At 70.8% G+C, this 24,343-nt stretch carries 24 protein-coding genes; 17 read left to right on the forward strand and 7 right to left on the reverse strand.

The features are described from left to right. Positions 1 to 270: 270 nt before the first annotated feature. From P1K31_RS13890 to P1K31_RS13945, 12 genes are all read left to right on the forward strand, one after another. On the forward strand, positions 271 to 1,512 hold the full coding sequence (locus P1K31_RS13890) for an argininosuccinate synthase (protein ID WP_276303923.1): 1,242 nt from the start codon (positions 271 to 273) through the stop codon (positions 1,510 to 1,512). A 4-nt stretch (positions 1,513 to 1,516) separates the two neighbouring features. Further along, positions 1,517 to 3,016: an argininosuccinate lyase gene (argH, locus tag P1K31_RS13895; RefSeq protein WP_276303924.1), complete on the forward strand. Its 1,500-nt coding sequence runs from the start codon at positions 1,517 to 1,519 to the stop codon at positions 3,014 to 3,016. Positions 3,017 to 3,256: 240 nt separating this feature from the next. Next, positions 3,257 to 3,421, forward strand: coding sequence for a lysine biosynthesis protein LysW (lysW, locus tag P1K31_RS13900; RefSeq protein WP_276303925.1), 165 nt, complete (start codon positions 3,257 to 3,259; stop codon positions 3,419 to 3,421). 52 nt (positions 3,422 to 3,473) lie between these two features. Then, complete coding sequence (gene lysX, locus P1K31_RS13905; protein ID WP_276303926.1) at positions 3,474 to 4,340, forward strand: lysine biosynthesis protein LysX; 867 nt, start codon at positions 3,474 to 3,476, stop codon at positions 4,338 to 4,340. Beyond that, entirely contained in the window at positions 4,337 to 5,434 is a 1,098-nt protein-coding gene (locus P1K31_RS13910) for an N-acetyl-gamma-glutamyl-phosphate reductase (RefSeq protein ID WP_276303927.1), read from the forward strand. The genes lysX and P1K31_RS13910 overlap by 4 nt, the downstream gene beginning before the upstream one ends. 329 nt (positions 5,435 to 5,763) lie before the next feature. Continuing rightward, entirely contained in the window at positions 5,764 to 6,594 is an 831-nt protein-coding gene (locus tag P1K31_RS13915) for an acetylglutamate/acetylaminoadipate kinase (RefSeq protein ID WP_276303928.1), read from the forward strand. Beyond that, positions 6,591 to 7,718 (forward strand): aspartate aminotransferase family protein, encoded by a 1,128-nt coding sequence (locus P1K31_RS13920; protein WP_276303929.1) that lies wholly within the window; start codon positions 6,591 to 6,593, stop codon positions 7,716 to 7,718. Before P1K31_RS13915 ends, P1K31_RS13920 begins: the two co-directional genes overlap by 4 nt. Continuing rightward, positions 7,715 to 8,785 (forward strand): [LysW]-lysine hydrolase, encoded by a 1,071-nt coding sequence (locus tag P1K31_RS13925; RefSeq protein WP_276303930.1) that lies wholly within the window; start codon positions 7,715 to 7,717, stop codon positions 8,783 to 8,785. Before P1K31_RS13920 ends, P1K31_RS13925 begins: the two co-directional genes overlap by 4 nt. Then, positions 8,785 to 9,684 (forward strand): ornithine carbamoyltransferase, encoded by a 900-nt coding sequence (argF, locus tag P1K31_RS13930; protein ID WP_276303931.1) that lies wholly within the window; start codon positions 8,785 to 8,787, stop codon positions 9,682 to 9,684. The genes P1K31_RS13925 and argF overlap by 1 nt, the downstream gene beginning before the upstream one ends. A gap of 368 nt (positions 9,685 to 10,052) precedes the next feature. Beyond that, the gene (locus P1K31_RS13935) at positions 10,053 to 10,205 is read left to right on the forward strand and encodes a hypothetical protein (RefSeq protein ID WP_276303932.1); all 153 of its coding nucleotides are present in this window, start codon (positions 10,053 to 10,055) and stop codon (positions 10,203 to 10,205) included. Positions 10,206 to 10,338: 133 nt separating this feature from the next. Then, a complete protein-coding gene (locus P1K31_RS13940; RefSeq protein WP_276303933.1) occupies positions 10,339 to 10,575 on the forward strand; it encodes a DUF8001 family protein in 237 nt (78 codons plus the stop codon). Positions 10,576 to 10,639: 64 nt separating this feature from the next. After that, positions 10,640 to 11,038 carry a helix-turn-helix domain-containing protein gene (locus tag P1K31_RS13945; RefSeq protein WP_276303934.1) on the forward strand — a complete coding sequence of 133 codons (399 nt, stop codon included), beginning with the start codon at positions 10,640 to 10,642 and terminating at the stop codon, positions 11,036 to 11,038. A 6-nt stretch (positions 11,039 to 11,044) separates the two neighbouring features. On the opposite strand, the gene P1K31_RS13950 is transcribed toward P1K31_RS13945, so the two are convergent. Then, on the reverse strand, positions 11,045 to 12,037 hold the full coding sequence (locus tag P1K31_RS13950; RefSeq protein ID WP_276303935.1) for a glycerophosphodiester phosphodiesterase: 993 nt from the start codon (positions 12,035 to 12,037) through the stop codon (positions 11,045 to 11,047). Between the two features lie 172 nt (positions 12,038 to 12,209). On the opposite strand from P1K31_RS13950, the gene thrC reads away from it, so the two are divergent. Together thrC and P1K31_RS13960 are read left to right on the forward strand one after the other, a co-directional pair. Next, positions 12,210 to 13,460 (forward strand): threonine synthase, encoded by a 1,251-nt coding sequence (gene thrC / locus P1K31_RS13955; RefSeq protein ID WP_276303936.1) that lies wholly within the window; start codon positions 12,210 to 12,212, stop codon positions 13,458 to 13,460. A 127-nt stretch (positions 13,461 to 13,587) separates the two neighbouring features. Then, positions 13,588 to 13,809, forward strand: a complete 222-nt coding sequence (locus P1K31_RS13960) for a hypothetical protein (protein ID WP_276303937.1) — start codon at positions 13,588 to 13,590, stop codon at positions 13,807 to 13,809. A gap of 385 nt (positions 13,810 to 14,194) precedes the next feature. Here the strand turns inward: P1K31_RS13960 and serA are convergent, their stop codons facing one another. Further along, positions 14,195 to 15,784, reverse strand: coding sequence for a phosphoglycerate dehydrogenase (gene serA / locus P1K31_RS13965; protein ID WP_276303938.1), 1,590 nt, complete (start codon positions 15,782 to 15,784; stop codon positions 14,195 to 14,197). A gap of 104 nt (positions 15,785 to 15,888) precedes the next feature. Between serA and serB the strand changes: the two genes are divergently transcribed. The 3 genes from serB to P1K31_RS13980 all read left to right on the forward strand — a co-directional run bounded on the left by serB (position 15,889) and on the right by P1K31_RS13980 (position 17,145). Continuing rightward, entirely contained in the window at positions 15,889 to 16,524 is a 636-nt protein-coding gene (serB, locus tag P1K31_RS13970) for a phosphoserine phosphatase SerB (protein WP_276303939.1), read from the forward strand. Between the two features lie 55 nt (positions 16,525 to 16,579). Continuing rightward, positions 16,580 to 16,852, forward strand: coding sequence for a hypothetical protein (locus tag P1K31_RS13975; protein ID WP_276303940.1), 273 nt, complete (start codon positions 16,580 to 16,582; stop codon positions 16,850 to 16,852). 92 nt (positions 16,853 to 16,944) lie between these two features. Beyond that, on the forward strand, positions 16,945 to 17,145 hold the full coding sequence (locus P1K31_RS13980; protein ID WP_276303941.1) for an antitoxin VapB family protein: 201 nt from the start codon (positions 16,945 to 16,947) through the stop codon (positions 17,143 to 17,145). Here P1K31_RS13980 and metX read toward each other — a convergent pair. The 5 genes from metX to P1K31_RS14005 all read right to left on the reverse strand — a co-directional run bounded on the left by metX (position 17,138) and on the right by P1K31_RS14005 (position 24,245). Further along, a complete protein-coding gene (metX, locus tag P1K31_RS13985; RefSeq protein ID WP_276303942.1) occupies positions 17,138 to 18,376 on the reverse strand; it encodes a homoserine O-acetyltransferase MetX in 1,239 nt (412 codons plus the stop codon). The two genes, P1K31_RS13980 and metX, sit on opposite strands and share 8 nt — an antisense overlap. Then, positions 18,373 to 19,659 (reverse strand): O-acetylhomoserine aminocarboxypropyltransferase/cysteine synthase family protein, encoded by a 1,287-nt coding sequence (locus tag P1K31_RS13990; protein WP_276303943.1) that lies wholly within the window; start codon positions 19,657 to 19,659, stop codon positions 18,373 to 18,375. The genes metX and P1K31_RS13990 overlap by 4 nt, the downstream gene beginning before the upstream one ends. Before the next feature lie 188 nt (positions 19,660 to 19,847). Continuing rightward, positions 19,848 to 22,628, reverse strand: a complete 2,781-nt coding sequence (locus P1K31_RS13995) for a TRAP transporter permease (protein ID WP_276303944.1) — start codon at positions 22,626 to 22,628, stop codon at positions 19,848 to 19,850. Next, positions 22,625 to 23,116 (reverse strand): DUF1850 domain-containing protein, encoded by a 492-nt coding sequence (locus P1K31_RS14000; RefSeq protein ID WP_276303946.1) that lies wholly within the window; start codon positions 23,114 to 23,116, stop codon positions 22,625 to 22,627. Before P1K31_RS14000 ends, P1K31_RS13995 begins: the two co-directional genes overlap by 4 nt. A 58-nt stretch (positions 23,117 to 23,174) precedes the next feature. Then, positions 23,175 to 24,245 carry a TAXI family TRAP transporter solute-binding subunit gene (locus tag P1K31_RS14005; RefSeq protein ID WP_276303947.1) on the reverse strand — a complete coding sequence of 357 codons (1,071 nt, stop codon included), beginning with the start codon at positions 24,243 to 24,245 and terminating at the stop codon, positions 23,175 to 23,177. Between the last annotated feature and the right edge of the window lie 98 nt (positions 24,246 to 24,343).

Here is a 24,343-nt window from a genome sequence, read left to right on the forward strand (position 1 = left end):
GGCAGGTTCTGCGTCCTCGATTCGTGCGTCTGTGTCACAGACGCATATCGGCGGAGATTGCCGTTCGGGTCAGGTTTATGTGGCGTCGGCCGTACGGATTCGATAATGACACGGACCCGTCTCGGCGCTGGTGGCTCCCTCGCCAGCGGCGGGTGCCGACTCGTTCTCGTGCGACCGCGACCGGGCCGTTAGGCCCTACTCCACTCACCCCCACCGACCCGGTTCGCATCGCTTTCGACTCACACGATACACGCACGAGATTCACCCACAATGGCACAGAAGACGGTCGCGCTCGCCTTCTCCGGCGGGCTCGACACTACGGTCTGCGTACCGCTGCTGAAGGAAGAGTACGGCTACGACGACGTGATCGGCGTCACGGTCGACGTCGGCCAACCCGCAGAGGAGTTCGACGAGGCCGAGGAGACGGCCGAGGCGCTCGACCTGGAGCACTACGTCGTCGACGCGACGGCGGCGTTCGCCGACCTCTGTCTCCGGTCGGTCCGCGCCAACGCCGACTACCAGGGCTACCCCCTCGGGACCGCCCTCGCGCGCCCGGTCATCGCCGAGGCGATACTCGAGGTGGCGGAGGAGCACGGCTGCGACGCCGTCGCCCACGGCTGCACGGGGAAGGGCAACGACCAGCTCCGCTTCGAGGCGGTCTGGCGCGACTCCGACCTGGAGGTGATCGCGCCGGTGCGCGAACTCGGTCTCACCCGCGAGTGGGAGATCGAGTACGCGGCCGAGAAGGACCTGCCCGTCGAGGGCGGCAACGAGGGCGCGTGGAGCATCGACACGAACCTCTGGAGCCGCTCCGTCGAGGGCGACGACCTCGAGGACCCGGGCTACGTCCCGCCGGAGGACATCTACGAGTGGACCGAGACGCCCGGGAGCGCCGACCCCGACCTCGTCGAGGTCGGGTTCGAGGACGGCTACGCGCGTTCGCTGAACGGCGAGGAACTCGACTCGGCGGCCCTCATCGCGGAGCTCAACGACCTCGCGGGCGCGCACGGCGTCGGCCGCACTGACCTGATGGAGGATCGCATCCTCGGGCTGAAGGTGCGCGAGAACTACGAGCACCCGGCGGCGACGGCACTGCTGACAGCCCACGAGGCGCTCGAGGGGCTCGTCCTGACGCAGGAGGAGCGCGCGTTCAAGGCGCAGGTCGACCGGCAGTGGGGCGAGAAGGCCTACCAGGGGCTGCTCGCCGCGCCGCTCGTGACCGCCCTCGACGGGTTCGTCGACGCGACCCAGGAGCGCGTGACGGGCACCGTCACCCTGAAGTTGGAGGGCGGGCAGTGTCGCGCCGTCGCCCGCGAGAGCGACTACGCGGTCTACTCCGAGTCGGCGGCCTCGTTCAACACCGAGACGGTCGACGGCATCGCGCAGGCCGACGCGACGGGCGTGGCGAAGTACCACGGCTTCCAGTCGCGCCTCGCCAACTCCGTCCTGAAGGAGCAGTCGGTCGAGGGGACCGAGGAGGCGCTGCTGACCGACGGTGGCGACGGGGAGTGAACCGATGACCGGCGAGGACGGGAGCGACGTCGTCCGCCGCGACCGCTTCAGCGGCGGCCCCGCGCGGAGCTTCCTCTCGTCGCTCGCGGCCGACGAGCGCATCTTCGCGGCCGACCTCGCGGTCGACCGCGCGCACGTGGTCATGCTCGCCGAGCGTGGAATCGTGGGGGACGACGAGGCCGCCCGGATCCTCACGGCGCTCAACATCGTCGAGGTAAACGGCCACGGGTCGCTTCCCGACGGCGAGGACGTCCACGCGGCCATCGAGACGGCCGTCATCGACGAGATCGGCCCCGTCGGCGGGAAGATGCACACCGCCCGCTCGCGCAACGACGAGGTGGCCGCGTGCATCCGCCACCGCCTGCGCGAGGACCTGCTCGACGCCGTCGAGGCGACGCTCCTCCTGCGCGAGTCGCTCGCCGGGGTTGCCGAGGAACACGTCGAGACCGTGATGCCCGGCTTCACGCACCTCCAGCCCGCCCAGCCGACCACCGTCGCCCACTGGGCGCTCTCCTACGAGCAGGCGCTCCGCCGGGACACCGCCCGCCTGCTCGACGCCTACGGGCGGGTGAACCGCTCGCCGCTCGGCGCGGCGGCGTTCGCGGGGACGACGTTCGACGTCGACCGCGAGCGCACGGCCGAACTCCTCGGCTTCGACGAGGTCGTCGACAACGCGATGGACGCGGCCGCGGCCCGCGACTTCCTCGCGGAGTCGGCGGGCGCGCTCGCGGTGCTGGCGACGACCCTCTCCGGGCTGGCCGAGGACCTCGTCCTCTTCGCGAACAGGGGGTACGTCGACCTCTCGGACGACTACTCCTCGACCTCCTCGATCATGCCCCAGAAGAAGAACCCGGACACGCTCGAGCTCGTCCGCGCCTGCGCGGGGGACGCGAGCGCCGGGCTCGACGGCCTGCTCACGACGCTCAAGGGGCTTCCGCGGGCGTACAACCGCGACCTCCAGCGCGCGACGCCCCACGCCTGGCGCGCCGTCGACGCCGTGACGGAGGCGACGGAGGTCGCGGCGGGCGCGGTGGCGACCGCGACGTGGTCCGAGGCGGAACTCGCGGCGGCCGCCGGCGAGGGCTTCTCGACGGCGACGGGCGTCGCCGACCTGCTCGCCCGGCACGGCCTGCCCTTCCGGACGGCCCACGAGGTGGTGGCTGTCGCGGCGCAACGCGCCGCGGAACGGACGAGCGGTTCCGCCGCGAGTCACGCGGCGGAGCAGGGTGCCGACGTCGCCGCCGTCGAGGCCGCCGCGGCGGAGGTGCTCGACGAACCGCTCTCGACCTACGTCGATCCCGCCGCCGTCGAGGCGGCTCTCGACCCCGCGCGGAGCGTCGAGAGCCGCGACTCCGTCGGGGGCCCCGCCCCCGAGGCGGTCGCCTCCCAGCTCGACGCCGCCGGGTCGGCGCTCGCGGCGGACGAGTCGGCGCTCGCCGACCGTCGCGCCTCGCTCGAGGCGGCCGCGGACGAACTCGCCGCCGAGGTGTCGTCCTATGTGTGAGCCGACGCTTCCGCCGGCGCGACCGCCGCACCGGGGGCGACCGCGCCCGGCACCGCGACCGGTGCCACGACCGGGACCGGTGCCGCCGTCCCCTCGGGGACGAGCACACACATACAATTTGCAGAACGTCTGCAAACGCGGCCAAACCGCCTGAAACGCGCGCAGAGAGGGGTGTAGTAATATAATTTTTATGATAAGTTCGACGGATTTAAGTGTCCCTGCGTGGGAGAGGGAAGTACAATGGCAACCTGTCCCGAGTGCGGGTCCGACGTGACCCTGTACGACGACATCGAAGTGGGAGAGATCATCGACTGCGACACCTGCGGCGCGGAGCTCGAGGTCATCGAGGTCGATCCCGTGACGCTCGAGACCGCGCCCGAGCTCGAAGAAGACTGGGGGGAGTGAGGATGCGGACGGTCGGCGCGGACGCGAACGGACGCGGAGCGGAGGTGGGTCGATGAGGATCGGCGTGCTCTACTCCCGGATCCGGCGGGACGAGAAGCTCCTGCTCAACGAGCTCCGCGAGCGCGACCACGAGGTCGAGAAGGTGGACGTGCGTTCCCAGCGCTTCGGCCTGCGCGAACCGCCGGCGTCGCTCGCTGACTGCGACCTCGTCCTCGACCGGTGTCTCGCCACCAGCCGCAGCATCTACGCGACGCAGTTCGTCGAGAGCTACGGGATCCCGGTGGTGAACGCCCCGGAGACGGCGACGATCTGCGCCGACAAGGTACGTACCAGCCTCGCGCTCGCCGACGCGGGCGTCCCGACCCCCGAGACCGAGGTGGCGTTCACCGCCGACGCGGCGCTCGACATCATCGAGTCGTTCGGCTACCCCTGCGTCCTCAAGCCCGTCGTCGGGTCGTGGGGTCGGCTGATGGCGAAGATCGACTCCCGGAGCGCGGCCGAGGCCGTCCTCGAACACAAGGAGACGCTCGGCCACTACGAGCACAAGGTGTTCTACGTCCAGGAGTTCGTCGAGAAGCCCGACCGCGACCTCCGCGTGCTGGCCGTCGACGGCGAGCCGATCGCCGCGATGGCTCGCTCCTCCGATCACTGGCTGACCAACGCCGCGAAGGGCGCGACGACCGAGACGTTCGCGGTGGACGACGAGGTCGCGGAGCTCGTCGCCCGCGCGAGCGAGGCCGTCGGCGGCGGCCTCCTCGGGGTGGACCTGATGGAGACCGCCTCGGGCTACACGATCCACGAGGTGAACCACACCGTCGAGTTCAAGGCGCTCACCGAGGCCACCGACGTGGACGTGCCCGCCCGCGTCGCCGACTGGCTGGAGTCGAAGGCCGCGCAGGCGACGGAGGTATCCGCGTGAGCCGGACGACCGCGGCGGTCGTCGGCGCGTCCGGCTTCACCGGCGGGGAGCTCCTCCGTCTGCTCGCCGGCCACCCCGAGTTCGAGGTGGTCCAGGCGACCAGCCGGAAGTACACCCGGAAGACGGTGGGCTACGCCCACCCGAACCTCCGGGAACTCGACCTGCGCTTCACCGATCCCGAGGACCTCGAGTCGGTGGACGTGCTGTTCGCGGCGACGCCCCACGGCGTCTCGATGCAGCACGTGGACGCCTTCCGCGACGCCGCGGACACCGTGGTCGACCTGTCCGCGGACTTCCGCCTGCCCAGCGCCGACCTCTACGACGAGTGGTACGACGGGCACGAGCGCCCCGAGCTACTGGCGGAGGCGACCTACGCGCTCCCCGAGCTGAACCGCGAGGAACTGCCCGGCGCGGACCTCATCGCCGCCGGGGGGTGCAACGCGACGGCGACCGTCCTCGGACTGCTCCCGCTCGTCGATGCGGGCGTGATCGACGGCGCGGTGCGCAGCACCGCGAAGCAGTCGAGCGGGGAGGGGAGCGACCCGCGAGACGGTGACCAGCGGATCGTCGTGGACGTGAAGGTCGGCTCCTCGGAGGGCGGCGCGGGCGGCGGCGAGGCCTCCAGCCACGCCGAGCGCTCGGGCGTCGTCCGCCCCTACGCGCCGACGGGCCACCGCCACGAGGCGGAGATCGAGGCGTACCTCGGCACGCGCGTGGCCTTCACCGTCCACGCGGTGGACATGGTGCGCGGCGCGAGCGCGACCTGCCACGTCTTCCCGGACGACCCCGTCACCAAGGGCGACCTCTGGGGTGCGTACCGCGAGGCCTACGAGGACGAGCCGTTCGTCCGGACGGTCGCCGGCGGCGGCGGCGTCTACCGCTACCCCGAGCCGAAGGCGGTCGCCGGAACTAACGTCGCCGAGGTGGGCTTCGAACTCGACCCGCGCAACGGGCGCGTGGTCGTCTTCTCGGCGATCGACAACATGATGAAGGGATCGGCGGGGCAGGCCGTCCACGCGGCCAACGTCGCCCTCGGGTTCGAGGAGACCGCCGGACTGGAGTTCGCGGGGCTGCATCCCGTGGGGGCACCCTAGATGGACGTGACTATCTCCTCTCGTCAGTGTGGGTTATCGGTGATCGCGACGGGGACGGGAACCGCGACAGGAACGGAAACCACGACGGAGACTGTAACTCGGAAGCCCCCGCGCGCTGGACTCGCGCGACCACGGGAAGACGGTCCTGCTCACTCCGTTGCGCGGGCTGCGACTTCCCTGCCTTCGTTCGCTCCGCTCACGAAGACCACGCTGCGCTCCTCGCTCACTCCGTTCGCTTCGGTGCTTGCAGGTCCGTGCTTCGTCCAGCGCGCAGCCCCTTCCATTCCCGCCCCACGTGGCAGATCTACCGATCGTCGGAGGTGGGCCGCGTGACGGTCGTCGTCAAGATCGGCGGCGCGCGCGCCGTCGACCCCAAGGGCGCGCTCGCCGACATCGCCTCGCTCGCCGAGGGAGGCGAGCGCGTGGTCGTCGTCCACGGCGGTTCGACGGCGGTGGACGACACGCTCGAGGCGATGAGCGAAGAGCCCGAGTACGTCGAGACGCCCGCGGGCGTCGTCGGGCGGTTCACCGACGAGCGCACGATGGAGGTGTTCTCGATGGTGCTGCCCGGGAAGCTGAACACCGACCTCGTCGTCGGCCTGCAGAACGCGGGCGCGGACGCGGTCGGCCTCTCGGGCGTGGACGGCGGCCTCCTCACCGGCCCGCGCAAGGGGGCGGTCCGCGTCGTCGAGGACGGCCGGAGGAAGATCCGCCGCGGGGATCACTCCGGGCGCATCGCCGAGGTGAACGGCGAGTTGCTGGAGACGCTGCTCGACGGCGGGTACACGCCCGTCGTCACCGTCCCCATGCTGGCGAAGGACGGGGAGAAGTGGCTCGCGGTCAACTCCGACGCCGACCGCGCGGCGGCCGCGATCGCGGGCGCGCTCGGCGCGGACCTCGTCCTCCTGACGGACGTGCCGGGCGTCCTCGCCGACGTGGACGACCCCGACTCGGTCATCGAGCGCGTGGACTCGCCCGCGGCCTACGAGCGCCTCGACGAGGCCGCTGAGGGGTTCATGACGCGGAAGGTGATGGCCGCGACCGAGGCGCTCGAGGGCGGCGCGAGGAGCGTCGTCGTCGCGAGCGCGAACGCCGACGCGCCCGTCTCCGCCGCCCTCTCCGGGACGGGCACCACGATCACGCCGGAGGCTCTGACATGACCGGATTCGTCTTCTCCGAGAAACCCATTCGCATCGCTCGCGGCGCGGGGCCCCACCTCTACGACGAGTCGGGCGCGCGCTACCTCGACTTCGGCGCGTCCTACGCCGTGACGCCGACCGGCCACTGCCACCCCGACGTGGTGTCGGCCGCGACCGACCAGCTCGAACGGCTGCTGTACGTCCAGGGGTCGTACCCGGTGGACGTGCGCGACGAGCTGTACGACCGCCTCGCCGACTGCGCGCCGGGCGACCTCGACTACGCGTGGCTCTGCAACTCCGGCACCGAGGCCAACGAGGCGGCGCTGAAGTTCGCCCGCCACGCGACCGGCCGCTCGAAGGTCGTCGCGACCACGGGGAGCTTCCACGGGCGCACGATGGGGTCGCTCGCCGCGACGTGGAAGGGGAAGTACAAGGCCGGGTTCGAACCGCTCGCGGGCGACTTCGAGTTCGTCGAGTACGGCGACGCGGCGGCGATGGCGGACGCGGTCGACGACGACACCGCCGCGGTCGTCCTCGAACCCGTTCAGGGCGAGGGCGGCGTCAACCCCGCGCCCGACGGCTACCTGCGGGCGGTCCGGGAGGCCTGTGACGAGCACGGCGCGGCGATGGTGCTCGACGAGATCCAGACCGGCCTCGGGCGCACCGGGACGACGTGGGCCTGCGAGGCGCGCGACGTGGTGCCGGACGTGCTCACGACGGCGAAGGGTCTCGCCAGCGGCCTGCCCGTCGGCGCGACCCTCTGCCGGGAGTGGATCGCGACGGACGCGGGCAACCACGGCTCGACGTTCAGCGGCGGCCCCGTCGTCTGCGCGGCGGCCGTCGCCACGCTCGACGTGATCGAGGGCGAGGATCTCGCGGGGAACGCCGCCGCGACGGGCGACTACCTCGCGGGCGAACTCGACGCCGCCGTGGGCGACGCCGTGCGCGACATCCGCGGCGAGGGCCTGATGCTGGGCGTCGAGGTGAAGCGCGGGGCGAACCGCCTGCTGCCGAGGCTGGCGATGGACCACCACGTGCTCGCGCTCCCGGCCGGGAGGACGGTCCTCCGGCTGCTCCCGCCGCTGATCGTCGAGCGCGAGCACTGCGACGCGGTCGTGGACGCGATCGCGGAGGTGGTGGGATGAGCCGGGCGGCGACCGCGGTCGCGCGCCAGGAGGCGCGCGACCTGCTCCGGACGCTCGTCACCACGCCCTCCGTGAGCGGCAACGAGCGCGCCTGCGCCGACCACCTCGTCGCCTTCTTCGAGCGCCACGACCGCGAGGCGTGGACCGACGAGGTCGGCAACGTCCGCGCGCCAGCGGACGACAGCGCGCTCCTCACGTCGCACGTCGACACGGTCCCCGGCGAGATCCCCGTCGAGATCGCCCCGGGGGAGGAGAGCGGCGAACCCTCCCTCTGGGGTCGCGGGAGCGTGGACGCGAAGGGGCCGCTCGCGGCGATGGCGGTCGCGGCGGTCCGCGAGGGCGTCAGCTTCGTCGGCGTCGTGGAGGAGGAGCGCGAGTCGGCGGGCGCTCGCCACCTCATCGAGTCGGGCCGCGAGGAGCCGGACGCGGTGGTGAACGGCGAACCCTCCGGCTGGAACGGTATCACGCTCGGCTACCGCGGCCTGCTCTCGGGGACGTACGTCGCCACGAGCGAGTCGGGGCACTCCTCGCGCCCGGAGAACAACGCCATCCAGGACGCCTTCGGCTGGTGGGGGCGCGTCACCGACGCCTTCGCCGAGGACGAGTGGACGCCCGTCTTCGAGCGCGTCACGCCCAAGCCCGTCGGCGTCGAGGGGGGCGTCAGCGACGACGGACTCTCCGTGGAGGCGACGATGGAGGTGCAGTTCCGCGTCCCGCCCGCGTACTCCGTGGAGGAGGTGCGCGAGCGCGCCGACGGCGAGTTGAACGGCGGCACCGTCCGCTGGCACGACTTCGTCCCGCCGGTGATGATGAGCCACCGGACGGAGGTCGCCCGCGCCTTCCGGGTCGCGATCCGCGAACACGGTGGCGACCCCCGCCTCCTGCGAAAGACCGGCACGAGCGACATGAACCTCTTCGCGCGGGTGTGGGACTGCCCGATGGTCACCTACGGCCCCGGGAACTCCGATCTCGACCACGCGCCGAACGAGCACCTCCCGCTCGCGGAGTTCGACCGCTCCGTCGAGGTGCTCGCTGCCGTGGCGGCGACGCTCCGGGGTGGGTCGTGATGGTCCGGCACTTCCTCGACGTGGGCGACCTGACCGCGGAGGAACTGCTGGCCGTCCTCGACCGCGCGACGACGACGAAGGCGGCCCTCGCCGACGGCACGAGCGAGCGGCCGCTCGCCGACCGCACCCTCGCGATGGTGTTCGAGAAGCCGAGCACGCGCACCCGCGTCTCCTTCGAGACGGGGATGACGCAGCTCGGCGGCCACGCGATGTTCCTCGGGCCGGAGGACATCCAGTTGGGACACGGGGAACCCCTCAAGGACACCGCGCGAGTGCTCTCGCGGTACGTCGACGTCGTCATGGCGCGGCTGTTCGACCACGCCGACCTGGAGGAGCTCGCCGCTCACGCGACGGTTCCCGTCGTCAACGGGCTCACGGACGACGCCCACCCCTGCCAGACGCTCGCCGATCTCCTCACGATCCGGGAGGCGTTCGGCGGCTTCGACGTCGACGTGACCTGGATCGGCGACGGGAACAACGTCGCCCAGTCGTTCGTCCTCGGCTGTGCGATGACGGGGGTCGACCTCACCGTCGTCACGCCGCCGGGGTACGCGATCGACGACGACGTGCTCGACCGGGCGGCCGAACTGGGAGCGACGCCGACGCTCGCGGACGACCCCGCGGACGCCGCACGGGACGCAGACGTCGTCTACACGGACGTCTGGGTGAGCATGGGTCAGGAGGACCAGCGCGCGGAGAAGCTGGCGGCCTTCGAGGGGTTCCAGGTGAACGAGGAGCTGCTCGCCGGGACCGACGCGCGGGTGATGCACTGCCTGCCCGCCCACCGCGGCGAGGAGATCACGGACGCGGTCCTCGAGAGCGACCGCGCGCTCGTGTGGGACCAGGCGGAGAACCGCATGCACGCCCAGAAGGCGCTGCTGGTGACGCTGCTGGAGTGAGCCAGTGACCTGGGCGGACTGTCGACGCCGCGGGCGGTGTTCGCAGCGTCTGGCGTTGAGAACCGCGAGCGAGGCCGACGGCCGAGCGAGCGGACGCGCCGAATCCCCGAGCGCAGCGAGGGGATGAGACGCGGTTTTAGTCCAGGTTTTGCCAGGGAGCGAGCGCAGCGAGCGACCGCGGCAAAACGTGGGCGGACAGGCGACGCCGCGGGCTGCTCGCGGGGCGTGGCGTCGCGCAACCGCAGACACCCCGCGACGGGAGTCAGCGCACGGGGACTCTGGTTCCGTTTTCTGGTATAAAGGTACGGACGGGTCGAACGGCCCGAGCGACTCGACTGCCACCGCTGACACCAGCGTGGCACCCGCGAGTGGCGCGGGACTCGAAGAGTCCCGCGGACAACGCGACCGGCCTCCCCGCCGTCCTCGACGCCCTCCGCGAGCGGGGGTTCGACGGGAGCGAGGTGCGCGCCGTCGCGTGCGACAACTGGCGGCGGGTCCTCCACGAGACGTGGGATGCCTAGCGCGACGGGAACGCGGGAACGGAAACGTCCCGTCGAGCGCCGGGTTCGCACTTCGGGCGTACGTCGAGGAGCGCGGGCGCACATCCGAGGCATCATTACGCGAGAGCGTCTATCGTCCGTCGGTGACCAACGCGTGAGTAACGTGACTATCGCGGCCGGAGAGTGGACGGCGGACGAGGTGTTGGAGGCCCTCTCGGCGGGAAAGCGGGTCGTCGTCGAGACGGAGTTCCTGGGGGAGGTCCACGAGGTGACCCTCAGGTGGGACGGCGAGACGTACTACTGCGACACGCCGACGCGGTTGCACAAGCACGCCACGGCCGAGGAGATGCGCGGCTGTCTCCGGAAGATGGGATATGCGGCCGAGGCGTGAGTCCGCCTCTACGGGCGCGTCGGGATACGGCGGGATTTATCCGGCGTTCGACCCTAGTGGTCGCATGGACGCCGAGCCGAGTCCGGACCGCTTTCGCGAGTTGATGCTCGACGAGGAACCCCAGTTCGCCGACGTCCTCTCGTGCGTCTTCGGGATCCAGCGCCACGAGAGCAACACCTACCTCGCCCTCCTCGACAACCCCGGCAGCACCGTCGCGGAACTCGCGGAGGTCGTCGACCGCGACCGCTCTAACGTCAACCGCTCGCTCTCGACGCTCCGCGAGAAGGGCCTCGCCGAGCGCCAGCGCCGCCTGCTCGACGGCGGCGGCCACGTCTACCAGTACACCGCCACGCCGCTCCCGGAGGCGAAGGAACTGCTCCACGAGACCCTAGACGAGTGGGCGGCGTACGTCCACGACCGCATCGACGAGTACGGCGACGGCACCGGTGCGACGGGGGAGTAGTTCGGCTCAGCGCCGCGCGCCGAACCCGAGCAGGCCGGGGTAGTCGACGATGAGTCCGTCGACGCCCGCGGCGGCGAGTTCCTGGGCCTGGTACCAGGTGCCGAGCGTGTAGACGTTCACCTCGCGGCCCTCCTCGTGGGCGACGGCGAGCAGGTCCACGCCCTCCCACGGTCCCTCCGTGTAGTAGGGGTCGGCGAAAAAGGGCGTGTCGCGGATCATGTTGTACGGCGGGTGGACCGCCTCGGCGTCGTAGCGCCGGGCGACCTCGAGGCCGTCCTCGATGGAGTTCCACAGGAGCGGCGCGACCGGGATCTCGGGGGCCGCCTCGCGGACCGTGGACAGGGCCGCCTCGTAGAACGACGAGACGAGGATCTCGTTGTCGTACTCGGCGACGATATCGATCACGCGCTCGGTGAACGGCCGCCAGATTTCCTCCTGCTGTGCCAGTTCGTCCTCGTCGAGTTTCTCGGCGAAGCGCACGTCGAACGAACCGGGGTTCTTGAACTCGACGTTCACGGCGACGCCGGTCGGGATGGCGTCCATCACGTCCGTCAGGAGCGGCACCGTCTCCCCGCTCCCGAGGACCTCGGCGTCGAGCACCTCCTCGGTGGGCGTCTCCCAGACGACGCCGTCGGCGTCGGTGAGGCCGCGCTCGCCGCCGTCCCGCTCGCTGAGGCGGTCGTCGTGGAAGACGACGACGTCGTCGTCCCCCGTCGGGACGACGTCGATCTCGATCATGTCCGCGCCCCGCCGCGCCGCCGCCGGGCCGCGTCCACCGCGGGCGGCGAGTTCGACCGCGCCGACCGTGTTCTCGGGGTACTGTCCGGCGAACCCGCGGTGGGCGATGACGGCCGGTTCCTCGTCGGATCGGGTCGACGATTTCGTCTCCCGGTCGCGCTCCTCCTCGTCCGCGGTCGCAGTGCCGACGCCGAGCGCCGCGCCCGCCGCCGTCGCTCCCGCACCCTTCACGAACGTCCGTCGATCGAGACCGTCTCTCATTGCGAGTGGAGGCGGTCGGTCGGCGGTATTATACGTTTATATTTTTACTATTGTTTGATTGATTTTACTCCTGTGGCTGGTGTTGCGTCAGTAGGTCACAGCGTGCCTCGGGACACCGGCAGAACACGTGCGGACCGCCACACGTTTGCCTCCCTGCGCCGACCTCCCGGCAATGGCTCAGCTGGAACTCTCGACGCGCGTCCCGGAGGCGGCCGACGACGGCGTCTGGCTCGCCTGCATCGAGTGCGGCGCGACGCTCGCCCCCTTCGCGGCGGTCGTCTACACCTGCCCCGAGTGCGACGGACTGCTCGAGGTGCGCTACGACCGCTACCCCACCTTCGAGGAGTTCAGCGGCCGCGGCGTCTGGCGCTACGCCGCCGCCCTCCCCTTCGAGGCGGGGGTCTCGCTCCCCGAGGGCGACACCCCGCTGCACGAGGTCCCCCGCCTGCGCGAGGACGTGGGCGTTCGAACCCTCCGGGTGAAGCACGAGGGGATGAACCCGACCGGGAGCTTCAAGGACCGCGGGATGACCGTCGGCGTGCGGGTCGCCCGGGAGCTGGGCGTCGAGCGCCTCGCCTGCGCCTCGACGGGCAACACGAGCGCCGCGCTCGCCGCCTACGGCGCGCGCGCCGGGATGGAGACGCTCGTGCTACTCCCGGCGGGGAAGGTCGCGGCCGGAAAGATCGCGCAGGCGAGCCTCCACGGCGCGCGCATCCTGGAGGTGGACGGCAACTTCGACGACTGCCTCGAGGTCGTTCAGGCGCTCGCTGAGCGCGGGGAGGCCTACCTGCTCAACTCGCTCAACCCCTTCCGCCTCGAGGGCCAGAAGACCATCTTCTTCGAACTCCTGGAGGGGTTCCACGCCGACGAGGGGCGCTACCCCGATCGGATCGTCCTCCCGGCCGGGAACGCCGGTAACACGGCGGCGCTCTACAAGGCGCTGCGCGAACTCGTCCGCGCGGGATCGCTCACCGACGACGACGTGCCGAAGATCACCGCCGTGCAGGCCGAGGGCTCCGCCCCGCTGGTCGAGGCGATCGAGGAGGGACGCGAGGCGGTCGAGCGCTGGGACGACGTCCAGACGCGCGCGACGGCCATCCGCATCGGTTACCCCGTCAACGCGCCGAAGGCCCTGCCCGGCATCCGCGCCACGGGCGGCACCGCCGTCGCCGTGACCGACGGGGCGATCACCGACGCCCAGCGCGACCTCGCCCGCGAGGGGGTGGGCGTCGAACCCGCCTCCGCCGCGAGCGTCGCCGGCCTCCGGAAGCTCCGCGAGTCGGGCGTCGTCGACGCGGACGAGGACGTGGTCTGTCTCACGACGGGCCACCTGCTGAAGGACCCCGACGCCGCCGCGGCCGCCGGGACGGAACCCGAGCCGGTGCCCAACGACGCGGACGCGGTGCTCGACCACCTCGGCTGACGCCGGGGAGCGCCGTTCGACCGTACCGACCGACCGCGCCGTTCGGCGGCGACTGATCCTCGGGATCGAGCGTTTCCCGACGACCGCCGGTAGTCACATCCCCGTCGAACGAGTAGTTACGACCGTGATGGAGGAGACCGCCCGCATGGAACTCGAACCGGACGCATGGCACGAGGCCGACGACGGCTACTACCTCGACTGCCCGGAGTGTGGATCGCCCGCGCACCTCATGGACATCGTCGAGTTCGGACGCTGTCGCGGGTACCTGGAGGACGAGGGCCGCGAGGACACCGACCGCGAACCGACCTGCACCGCGACGCTGCAGCTGGAACTGGCGTGGACGTCGTGACCGGGACGAGGTGAGGTGTGACGAAATGAACTCCCTGGCGGACTGAAAGGGCGAGCGCTCTCGGGGAAGGCGGGCGAAGTAAGCACGCGAACGAGCGGAGCGAGAGAGCGCGCAGCGAGCCCCCCGACCCGAGAGCGCGAGGGCTTTCGAGGTCACGGTTCCGACTCGACAGTAGCCGAGAACACCTCGAAAGCCCTCGCGCTCTGAACTCGTGCGAACCACGCTGCGCGTGGTTCGAAAGGCGCGCAGCGCCTTTCGTCATCACGAGAGAGCTTCGCTCTCTCGAACGACTTCACTCCCTCCGGTCGCTCCAGTGCTTGCGGGTTCGGACTTCGTTCAGAGCGCTCGCCCTTTCAGTCCGCCAGGGGTAGAAATGTCCTCTGCCCTATTTCGCGTGGTTGTTGAGCGCGAGGTACTGCGCCCGCATGATGCGCTCGTCCTCCTCGAGTCGGTCGATGACCTCGTCGGGCACCTCGCTGTCGAGCGAGTAGACGGTGAGCGCCTCGCCGCCGATGGTCTCGCGGCCGTTGAACATCCCTGCGATGTTGATGTCGTTCTCGCCGAGGACGGTCCCGATGAGGCCGATGACGCCCGGCTTGTCGTAGTTGCGCGCGACGAGCATGTGGCCGTGGGGGATGGCGTCCACGCGGTAGCCGTCGATCTGGACGATCCGCGGGTCGTCGCCCGCGAAGAGCGTCCCGCAGACCCGGATGTCGTCCTCGCCGTCGGTGACGATGACGCTCACCCGCGACTGGAACACGTCCGACTGGCTGGTCTTCGACTCCGTCACGTCGATGCCGCGCTCCTCGGCGACGCGCGGGGCGTTCACGGTGTTGACGCGCAGTTCGAGCGGGCGGAAGACGCCCTTGAGCGCGCTCGCGGTGACGATCTCGACCTCCTCCTCGGCGATGGTGCCCGCGTACTCCACCTCGACGGCGTTGACCCGCCCCTCGAACAGCTGGACGGCGATGCGTCCGGCCGTCTCCGCGAGTTCGATGTACGGCCGGACCCGGGGGAAGGCGCGCTTGTCCACCGACGGGGCGTTGAGCGCGTTCAACACCGGCTCGTCGTTCAGCGCGGCGATCACCTGGTCCGCGATGCTGGTGGCGACGTTCTCCTGGGCGGCCTCCGTGCTCGCGCCGAGGTGGGGCGTGAGGATCACGTCGTCGACGTCGAGCAGGGGGCTGTCCTCGGAGAGCGGTTCGGCCGCGAACACGTCGAGGGCGGCCCCGGCGATCACGCCCTCCTCGACGGCCGCGGCGAGCGCGTCCTCGTCGACGATCCCGCCCCGGGCGCAGTTGATGACGTATCCCCCGCCGAGCCGACGCAGTTCCTCCTCGCCGATGAGGTTCGCCGTCTCCGGCGTGAGGGGCGTGTGGACGGTGAGGAAGTCGGCGCGGTCGAGCACCTCCTCCAGGTCCGCGAGTTCCGCGCCCAGTTGGTCGGCGCGCTCCGCGCTGATGTACGGATCGTAGGCGACGAGGTCCATCCCGAGGGCGCTCAGCCGCCGCGCGACCTCCTGGCCGACGCGTCCGAGGCCGACGATGCCGAGGGTCTTGTCGTTCACCTCGGTGCCGAGGTACTCGCCCTTGGCCCACTCGCCCGTTCTGAGGCGGGCGTGGGCCTGCGGGATCGACCGGGCGACGGCGAACGCCATGGCGACGGTGTGCTCCGCGGCGGCGCGGACGTTCCCCTCGGGGGCGTTGGCGACGATGACGCCGTGGTCGGTGGCGGCGTCGATGTCGATGTTGTCCACGCCGATGCCGGCCCGCCCGACGATGACGAGCTCACCGGCGGCGGCGAGGACGTCCTCGGTCACCTCGGTTCCCGACCGGACGATGAGCCCGGCGGCGTCGCGCACTTCCTCTCGCAGTTCCGCACCCTCGACGTCGTAGGCCGTGACGACCTCGTAGCCCGCCTCGCGGAGCCGTTCCAACCCCGCGTCGGCGATGGGGTCCGTCACCAGTATCTTCATGTCTGCCCCTGATGGTCGGTGGGGATAACCCTTTGCGACCGCGGCTATCCTTGCAGGCGTCCGGTTTCGGCGGGTTTCAAGCCCCCCGGGACCCACCGCTCGACATGGACCTCGTCGCGTTCGACTTCGACGGGACGCTCTCGGACTCGGAGATGACGGTACTGCTCGGCCGCGAGCGGGGGGTGGCCGCGGAGATGGCGGCCATCACCGAGCGGGCGATGAACGACGAGATCGACTACGCGACGAGCCTGCGCGAGCGCGCCGCGCTCCTGGACGGCCTGCCCGAGGCGGCCGCCGAGCGCGCCTACGGCGACGTCGCGCTCCGCCCGGGCGCGGCGGACGTGATTCGGACGCTCCGCGAGTCGGGCGTCCACGTCGCTATTCTCACCGGGGGGTTCGAGCGGGGCGTCCGGGCCGCCCTCGACGCCGGGGGCGTGGACGTGGACTCGGTCGTCGCCAATCGCCTCCCGATCGTCGACGGCGAACTGACCGGCGACGTGGAGGGGCCGCTCGTCGAGGGGACGAAGGACGACGCGCTCGCCGGTCTCGCGGCGGATCTCGGGATCGACCTCGCGGACGCGGCGGCGGTCGGCGACGGCGCGAACGACCTCCCGATGCTCGAGGTCGCCGGCCTCGCAGTGGGTTTCGCCCCCAAGCCGGCCGTCGCGCCCGTCTGCGACGTCGTCGTCGAGTCGATGGCCGAACTCGCGGACGTCCTCTCGACGCGGCGGGTCGTCTAGCGCGATGAGCGTCTGACGAAGGTTTATCATACGAGGTGACATCCGTGGGCGTGCGATGGTGTTGTCGTGGCTCGTCGGGCTTCCGCGTCGCGTAGCTGCCGGGGTGCTGGGCTGGATCAGCGACAATCCGCTTCGGGTGGCCGGCGGGATCGCGGCCCTGCTGGCGGCGGGTCGCCTCTACGGTATCGCCCGAGACGCGCTGCGCGGTCCGGCCGTCGCGCCGGAGGCACAACTCCCGGCGCTGGCGGTCGATCTCGCCATCGCGCATCCTGCGTACGTCCTCGCGACCGTCCTCGGGACGGTCGCCGTCGTGACGCTCCGCTCGTGAGCCGCGGGCACGCGAACAGTCGCCGGTGTATCGCGATCACTCGGGGACGGTCGGGGAGGGTTGAAACCGGCCCTGCATACGACTGTCTGCACGTGTCGAAGAGCATCCGGCTCTCCGAGGAGGCGTACGAGCGCCTCGCGGCGCACAAGCGGGAGGACGAGACGTTCTCGGAGGTGATCTTCAGGCTCGCCGGGGAACGCTCGCTGCTCGATCTGGCGGGCGTTCTCACCGACGAGCGGGCCGACGCGCTGGAGGAGGCGATCGAGGAGCGCCGTCGCGCCCCGGTCAGCTGAACAGGCTCGTGTGCACCGGCGCGAACTGGCTCGGCCGGTCGGTGGAACTCGCGGTGTCGGTGATCGGGCCGGCGCGCACGCCGGAGGCGAGGAAGCCGCGCAGCGCGGGGCCGAGCTTCCCCGGCTCCACGAGGAAGGCGTCGTGGCCGTGGTCCGACTCGATGATGTGGTGCGCCGTCGGCGTCCCCGTCGCGCGGAACGCCTCGGCGACCGTCTCGGCCTGTTCGACGGTGAAGTGCCAGTCGCCGGTGTAGGAGACGCAGAGCGCCTGCCCGTCGAAGGCGGCGAGCGCGTCCGCGTCCGAGGTGTAGCCCTCCGCGAGGTCGTAGTCGTCCATCGCCCGCGTCAGGTAGAGGTAGCTGTTGGCGTCGAAGCGGTCGACGAAGCGCTCGGCCTGGTAGTCGAGGTACGACTCCACGTCCCGGTAGGTGAAGAAGCCCGCGCCGGGGTCCGCCGGGAAGGTGTCCGGGACGGCGCGCCCGGCGGCCCGGCGACCGAACTTCGCGTCCATCGAGTTCTTCGAGAGGTACATCACGTGCCCGAGCTGGCGGGCGAGGCCGAGGCCCTCGGTGGGTCCGTCGCCGGGGTAGTAGTCGCCGCCCTCCCACTTGGGGTCGGACGTGATGGCGCGGCGGGCGACGGCGTCGATCGCGAGACACTGCGGGTCGAGCCGCGCGGCGGTGGCGATCGCGCCGACGCGGTCGACGCGGTCGGGGTAGCGCTTCGCCCAGTCGAGGGCGTTCATCCCGCCGACGCTCCCCCCGACGACGGCGTGCAGGCGGTCGACGCCGAGGTGGTCGAGCAGGCGCGCCTGCGCCCTGGTCCAGTCGGCGACGGTGACGGCGGGGAAGTCCGTTCCGTAGGGCTCGCCCGTCTCGGGGTTCGTCGCGGGCGGACCGGACGAGCCGTAGCACGAGCCGGGGACGTTCGCGCAGACGACGAAGTACTCCGTCGTGTCGATCGCCTTCGCCGGGCCGACGACGTCGTTCCACCAGGCGCGGGCCTGGCCGTCGGTGTCGCGCGCGGTTCGACCGCCGCCGCCTCGCACGCCCGACTCCTCCGCTCCGGTCCGCGCGACGTTTGCGACGTGGGCACTCCCCGTGAGCGCGTGGCAGACCAGCACCGCGTTCCCGCCGTCGTACTCGCCGTAGGTCTCGTAGGCGAGTTCGAGGTCGGGGATCGACTCGCCGCAGGCGAACTCGAAGGGGCCGAGGGAGACGCGTTCGGTCATGTGCCTATCGCCCGCTCCAGGTCCGCGACGATGTCCTCCGGATCCTCGATGCCGACCGACAGGCGGACGAGGTCGGGCGTCACCCCGCTGGCACGCTGGGCCGCCTCGTCCAGCTGCGCGTGGGTCGTGCTCGCCGGGTGGATGACGAGCGTCTTGGCGTCGCCGATGTTGGCGAGGAAGCGCGCGAGGCGTACGTCCTCGCAGAGGCGCTTGCCGCCCTCGTAGCCGTCCTCCAGGCCGAAGGCGATCACGCCGCCGTAGCCGCCGTCGAGGTACCGGGTGGCCAGGCCGTGGGTCTCGTGGGACTCCAGTCCCGGGTAGGTGACCCACGCCACGTCGGGGTGGTCCGCGAGGAACTCGGCGACGACCTGCGCGTTGGCGCAGTGGCGCTCCATCCGGAGCGCGAGCGTCTCCAGTCCCTGGAGGGTGACCCAGGCGTCGAAGGGCGATTGCCCGTCGCCGAGCGACCGGAGCGCGCGCTGGCGGGCGGCCTCGGTGAACGCCCGTTCGCCGTAGCGCTCGGCGAAGTTCAGCCCGTGGAAGGCGGGGTTCGCGCCGCCGACCTCGGGGTACCTCTCGGGGTACTCCTCCCACGGGAAGGTGCCGCCGTCGACGAGGACGCCGCCGACGGTGGTGCCCGAGCCGTGGATCCACTTCGTCGTCGACTCCCAGACCAGGTCCGCCCCGTGCTCGATCGGCCGACAGAGCGCCGGCGTCGCGAACGTGTTGTCCACCAGTACTGGAACGCCCGCCGCGTGGGCCACGTCGGCGATCCGCTCGAGATCCGCGGTGACGAGCGAAGGGTTGCCGATGGTCTCGAGGTGGACGTAGGCGGTGTCCCCGTCGATCGCCTCGGCGTAGGCGTCAACGTCGAGCGTGTCCACGAACCGCGCCTCGATCCCCCGCCTGCGGGCCGTGTGCGAGAGGTAGGCGTGGGTCCCGCCGTAGATGGAGGCGGCGCTCACGACGTTGTCGCCGCTCTCGGCGAGGACCAGCGTCGCGGCGTCGAGCGCGGCCATTCCCGAGGCGGTGCAGAGCGCGCCGACGCCGCCCGACAGCGACGCGAGGCGGTCCTCGAGCAGCCCGACGGTCGGGTTGCTGATGCGCGAGTAGACGTGGTCGTCGTCCTCCAGCGCGTACCGGGCCGCGGCCGTGTCCGCGTCCGGGAACTCGTAGGAGGAAGTCTGATACAGCGGCGGGGCCGCCGCCCCCGTCGCCGGGTCCGCGCGCTGCCCGGCGTGGACGCAGCGAGTCCCGAACCCCAGCGGAGTCTCGTCCTTCATGTGTGCTGTGCATACGTCCGGACGAATCTATAACCCACAGTTACGGCAATGATCGCCGCTTATGTGCAGAGCGCATAAACTCACCGCCGGGGGTGCCGCGCCCCTCGGCGGGACGGAAGCGGAAGCGAGCGGTGAGCGCGGGAGACGGGAGCGGGCGGGGAACTGGGACGGTGGAGGCGACGCGGCGGTCAGTCGGTCGCCGGGACGACCTCCTCCGGGGACGCGGATTCGCCCGCCGCCCCCCGGCGATTCACGACCGCGAGCGCGCCGAAGAGCGCGCCGCCGAGGCCGCGGAGCACGAGGTCGAGCAGGAGCGGATCGCCGATCCCGACGGCGACCCCGACCAGTCCGAGCAGGTCGAGGCCGACGTTGAGCAGCAGCTTCGGGGTCATGAGCAGGAACGCCGAGAGCGCGAACAGGGCGCGCTGGCCGCGCCCCACCGGGCTGTAGAAGAAGCCGATGACGGTCGCGCCGAGCGCGACGACGCCGAGGAACACGCCCGCGATGGGAACGAGCACCTCGAGGAGGAAGAACGCCGGGTCGGAGACCGCGCCCAGTCCGACGACCGTCGCCTCGTCGCCGCTCCCCCTGATGAGCAGGATGCCGGGGGTGAGCACGAACGCGAACGGCACGATGGCCTTGTTGAGCGACAGCGAGAACGCCTCGACGCCCGTCCTGAACGGATCGGACTTGGCGATCCCGCTCGCCGCGTAGGCGGCGACGGCCACCGGCGGCGTGATGTCGGCGATGACGCCGAAGTAGAGGATGAACAGGTGGGCTGCGAGGATCGGGATCGTGCTCAGGTCGGTGATCGCGGGCGCGAGCAGCGACGCGAGGATGATGTACGTCACCGTCGTCGGCATCCCCATCCCGAGGATGATGGCCGAGATGGCCGTCACGACCAGCAGGAGGACGATGGAGCCGCCCGCCAGGCTCTCGATGAACGAGACGAGGTTCGGCCCCAGCCCCGTGACCGCGACGACGCCGGGGATGACGCCGGCGGCGGCGACGGCGATGACGACCTCGACGGCCGTCCGCGCCCCGGCGTTCATCGACTGGAGGACGAACCCGCCGTACTTGAACGGGGCGTTGTCCGTCAGTTGCGGGCGGTTCAACAGGTCCGCGGTCTCCTCGGCCGCGTCGTCGACCTGCTGGTCGTACTCGAGCAGCGGCGCGTCGAGGTGCGGGCGCAGCAGCAGTGTGGCCACGCTCACGACGATGACGATCGTCCCGAGGTCGCCGAGCGCGCCGTAGGCCGCGACGGTCGGACCGACGCCGCCGTCGCCCGCACCCCTGACCAGACCGACGAGGCCCGTCCCCCGCGTGAGATACGCCGCGAACGAGCCCAGCGTGAGCAGCGCGATCGTCCCGAGCAGGGGGAGCCGCGTCCGCTCGTTGTACGCCGCCACGAGCGCGATCAGCGCCATGATGGCGACGAGGGTGAACCACGCCGAGCGCGCGACCGACAGCCGAGCGATCAACAGGTAGTAGAGCAGGAGGAGGATCGGGATGAGGTAGTACCACCCCCGCCGGAGGTGGCTTCCGGTGTCCACGATCTCGTCGGGCGAGAGCCCGCCGATACCGGCCCGCGAGGCTTCGAGGTGGACCATCACCCAGACGCCGAAGAAGAAGACGACGGCGGGCACGGCCGCCGCGGTGATGATGTCGGAGAACGGCGTTCCCGTGAACTCGATCATCAGGAACGCGGCGGCTCCCATGACCGGCGGGAGGATCTGACCGCCGGAGGACGCCGAGGACTCCACCGCGCCCGCGAACTCGGGGCGGTAGCCGGTGCGCTTCATCAGCGGGATCGTGAACGCCCCCGTCGTGACGGTGTTGGCGATTGAGGACCCGGAGATGGTGCCCATGAACCCGGAGGCGAGGATCGACGCCTTCGCGGGCCCGCCCTTCCGAGTTCCCGTCGCCGAGTACGCGAGGTCGATGAACCACTGGCCCGCGCCGCTCGTCTCGAGGAACGCCCCGAAGAGGATGAAGATGTAGATGAACTGGACGCTCACCGTCACCGGGATGCCGAACACCCCGTTGTTGACGTTGTACCAGAGGTTCTGGATCACCTGCGGCCACGAGAGTTCCTGGATGGCGAGCACGCCGACGAACGCCATGTCGCGCTCGATGAGGTAGCCGTACCGGGCGTAGACGATGAAGCCCGCGACGATGAACATCAGGTAGATCCCGAGCGTCCGGCGGGTCGCCTCGAGCACCATCAGGACGCCGAGGATTCCCACCAGGTAGGCGTAGGAGAACGTGTCGAGCGGGATCCCGAGCGCCGCGATCAGCTGCACCGGAAGTTCGAGGAACGCGTACACCTCCTGGATCGGCGCGCCGTTGTCGAGGCCGAACAGCCGGAGGTTCTGGATCTCGTCGAACTCGGTGGCGACGTAGCCGCCGGCCATCAGCGAGAACAGGACGAACAGGTAATCGACAGGCGTGACCCGCTCGAAGTCGGGATCGACCGCGAACCAGCGGACGCCCCGGCGGACGCCCGCCGCCGCGCGCGTCGCCGGGCTGTCGCCTCCGAGGCGCTCGCGCATCGCGGGGACGACCCGCCCGAGGCGCGCGCTGAGGAACCCGTCGCCGGTCGTGGCCGGGAACAGGAGGAACGCGAGCACGAGCGCGAACGTCACGTGGATGGCGTTCACCTGGAGCAGCTGCAACTGGCCGAGGTCGACGCCCAGTCCGAACGGGAGGTCGAGCCTGAACGTCTGGCCCCGCGCGGCGATCCACATCTGGAACGCCGAGAAGAGGATGCCGACGACGGAGACGGCGACGGCGGCCGCCCCCGACAGGCTGCGCCTCCGCTCTACCTCCTGGCGGAGTCGCTTCTGCTCCTCCTCGGAGAGCACGTCGTCCGCGGCGTCGGCGGTTCCGCCGTCCGGTCGGGGGCGCGGCGTCCCGTCGCGCCTACCGGTGGCCGATCGATCCGTCCGTGTTTCGGTGTCGTCTGTCATGATAGAAACGAGAGGGCGATGTCGAGCGCGGAGCGCCGGTCGACGGAGAGCCGCACCGGCCGTGCGTCGGAGCGGCCGACGAGGTCGTACGTCCCGTTACCCACGTGGAGTTCGTGGCCGGCGACGCGGCCGGGGTTCACGTACAGCTCCCGGTAGCTCCCCGCCGGATCGAACGTGAAGTCCCCGCCGTCGGTGACGGTCACGTTCGCGTCCGCCGGGAGCCCCCAGCCGTACGACTGGAAGTCCATGCGCGTCATCACGAGCCGGTCGCCCCTGACGGCGTAGGCGTCGAGCACGCGCGTCTTCTCGACGCTGTGGGTGTACTCGAGCGCGACGGTCGTGTTCTCCTCGACCGGGACGACGAGCAGCCGCTCGCCGGTCTCGGCGTCGGAGACGACGAGCGCCCGGTCGACCGGCACCGCGGCGGCTCCGCCGACCGCGAGCGCGCAGAGGAGGACGACCGCCAGTACCCGAACGGCGGCGCGCATGGCTATCGAGGGGCGATGCCGCGCCGAATACGTTTCGCGACATCACGATGGCCCATGTTCAGGCGCTCTCGTTGGTCGCGTTGGTCGCGTTGGTCGCGTTCGCGTCGGTCGCGTTGGTGTCGTTCGTCGCGTTACCGTCGCCGCCCTCCTCGCCGAAGTACGCCTCGGCACCGGCGTGCAGCGGGATGGACATCCCGTCGAGGGCGGTGTCCTTCGTGATGAACTCCTGCTTGGTGTCGATCTGGTCGGTGTTGTCGAAGATGGCCGCGGTCACCTGTTCGACGGTGTCGGCCGGGACCTGCTCGGTCGTCGCGATCATCGCCTGCACCGAGACGGTCGGTACCGGCGACTCGTTGCCGTAGGTGTCGGCCGGGATCTCGTCCTCCGCGTAGAACGGCGCGGCGTCGAGGACGGCCTGCTGGTTCTCCCCCTCCACCGGGACGATGACCACGTCCTCCGTCTGGGCGAGTTCGGCGACCGCGGCGACGGGCCACCCGCCGACGACGAACGCGGCGTCGATGTCGCCGTTCTTCAGCTGTTCGGTCGCCTGCGAGAACCCGGTGTTCTGCTCCTGGTAGTCGCTGACGCCGAGCGCCTCGAGGATCTGGACCGCGTTCACCTGCGTCCCGCTCCCGGTGTCGCCCGTGTTGATCGTCTTCCCCTGGAGGTCGGCGGGCTGTTCGATCCCCGTACCGGCCAGCGTGACGATGTGGATCGTCTCGGGATAGAGCGTCGCGACGCCGCGGAGGGACTCGATGGCGTTGTCCTTGAACGCATCGATGCCCTCGCCGTTGTACGCGAAGTAGGCGATGTCGTTCTGGATGAGCGCGAAGTCGGCGTTGCCCTGCGAGAGGCTGCCGACGTTCTCGACGCTCGCGCCCGTCGAGCGCACGTCCACCGAGAAGTCGGTGTTGGCCTCGATGATGCTCTTGAAGTTGTTGGACAGCGGGAAGTACGTCCCGCCGGTCCCGCCGGCGTCCCACGAGAGGCGGTCGGATCCACCGCCGCCGCCGGAGTCGTTCCCGGAGCCGTTACCGTCGCCGTCCCCGCCGGTACATCCCGCGAGGAGTGACGCGCCGGCGACACCCGCACCGATCAGAAACTTCCGTCGATTAGCACGTGACGTCATAGCGTACAGTATTCCTGTAGAGGCTTATAGAGACATCGCTATAGAGTCCCCTCGTTGAGTATTGGTAACGTCGATACACACGTGCGCCCGCGTGTTTC

The sequence above is a fragment of the Halomarina halobia genome, assembly GCF_029338575.1.
GTDB lineage: Archaea > Halobacteriota > Halobacteria > Halobacteriales > Haloarculaceae > Halomarina > Halomarina halobia.

What these genes read in the sequence shown, in the direction of transcription:
- P1K31_RS13890 (WP_276303923.1), top strand. Translation starts at nt 271, where the DNA reads ATGGCACAGAAGACGGTCGCGCTCGCCTTCTCCGGCGGGCTCGACACT.
- argH (WP_276303924.1), top strand. Translation starts at nt 1,517, where the DNA reads ATGACCGGCGAGGACGGGAGCGACGTCGTCCGCCGCGACCGCTTCAGC.
- lysW (WP_276303925.1), top strand. Translation starts at nt 3,257, where the DNA reads ATGGCAACCTGTCCCGAGTGCGGGTCCGACGTGACCCTGTACGACGAC.
- lysX (WP_276303926.1), top strand. Translation starts at nt 3,474, where the DNA reads ATGAGGATCGGCGTGCTCTACTCCCGGATCCGGCGGGACGAGAAGCTC.
- P1K31_RS13920 (WP_276303929.1), top strand. Translation starts at nt 6,591, where the DNA reads ATGACCGGATTCGTCTTCTCCGAGAAACCCATTCGCATCGCTCGCGGC.
- P1K31_RS13925 (WP_276303930.1), top strand. Translation starts at nt 7,715, where the DNA reads ATGAGCCGGGCGGCGACCGCGGTCGCGCGCCAGGAGGCGCGCGACCTG.
- argF (WP_276303931.1), top strand. Translation starts at nt 8,785, where the DNA reads ATGGTCCGGCACTTCCTCGACGTGGGCGACCTGACCGCGGAGGAACTG.
- P1K31_RS13945 (WP_276303934.1), top strand. Translation starts at nt 10,640, where the DNA reads ATGGACGCCGAGCCGAGTCCGGACCGCTTTCGCGAGTTGATGCTCGAC.
- P1K31_RS13950 (WP_276303935.1), bottom strand. Translation starts at nt 12,037, where the DNA reads ATGAGAGACGGTCTCGATCGACGGACGTTCGTGAAGGGTGCGGGAGCG.
- thrC (WP_276303936.1), top strand. Translation starts at nt 12,210, where the DNA reads ATGGCTCAGCTGGAACTCTCGACGCGCGTCCCGGAGGCGGCCGACGAC.
- P1K31_RS13960 (WP_276303937.1), top strand. Translation starts at nt 13,588, where the DNA reads ATGGAGGAGACCGCCCGCATGGAACTCGAACCGGACGCATGGCACGAG.
- serA (WP_276303938.1), bottom strand. Translation starts at nt 15,784, where the DNA reads ATGAAGATACTGGTGACGGACCCCATCGCCGACGCGGGGTTGGAACGG.
- serB (WP_276303939.1), top strand. Translation starts at nt 15,889, where the DNA reads ATGGACCTCGTCGCGTTCGACTTCGACGGGACGCTCTCGGACTCGGAG.
- P1K31_RS13975 (WP_276303940.1), top strand. Translation starts at nt 16,580, where the DNA reads ATGGTGTTGTCGTGGCTCGTCGGGCTTCCGCGTCGCGTAGCTGCCGGG.
- metX (WP_276303942.1), bottom strand. Translation starts at nt 18,376, where the DNA reads ATGACCGAACGCGTCTCCCTCGGCCCCTTCGAGTTCGCCTGCGGCGAG.
- P1K31_RS13990 (WP_276303943.1), bottom strand. Translation starts at nt 19,659, where the DNA reads ATGAAGGACGAGACTCCGCTGGGGTTCGGGACTCGCTGCGTCCACGCC.
- P1K31_RS13995 (WP_276303944.1), bottom strand. Translation starts at nt 22,628, where the DNA reads ATGACAGACGACACCGAAACACGGACGGATCGATCGGCCACCGGTAGG.
- P1K31_RS14000 (WP_276303946.1), bottom strand. Translation starts at nt 23,116, where the DNA reads ATGCGCGCCGCCGTTCGGGTACTGGCGGTCGTCCTCCTCTGCGCGCTC.
- P1K31_RS14005 (WP_276303947.1), bottom strand. Translation starts at nt 24,245, where the DNA reads ATGACGTCACGTGCTAATCGACGGAAGTTTCTGATCGGTGCGGGTGTC.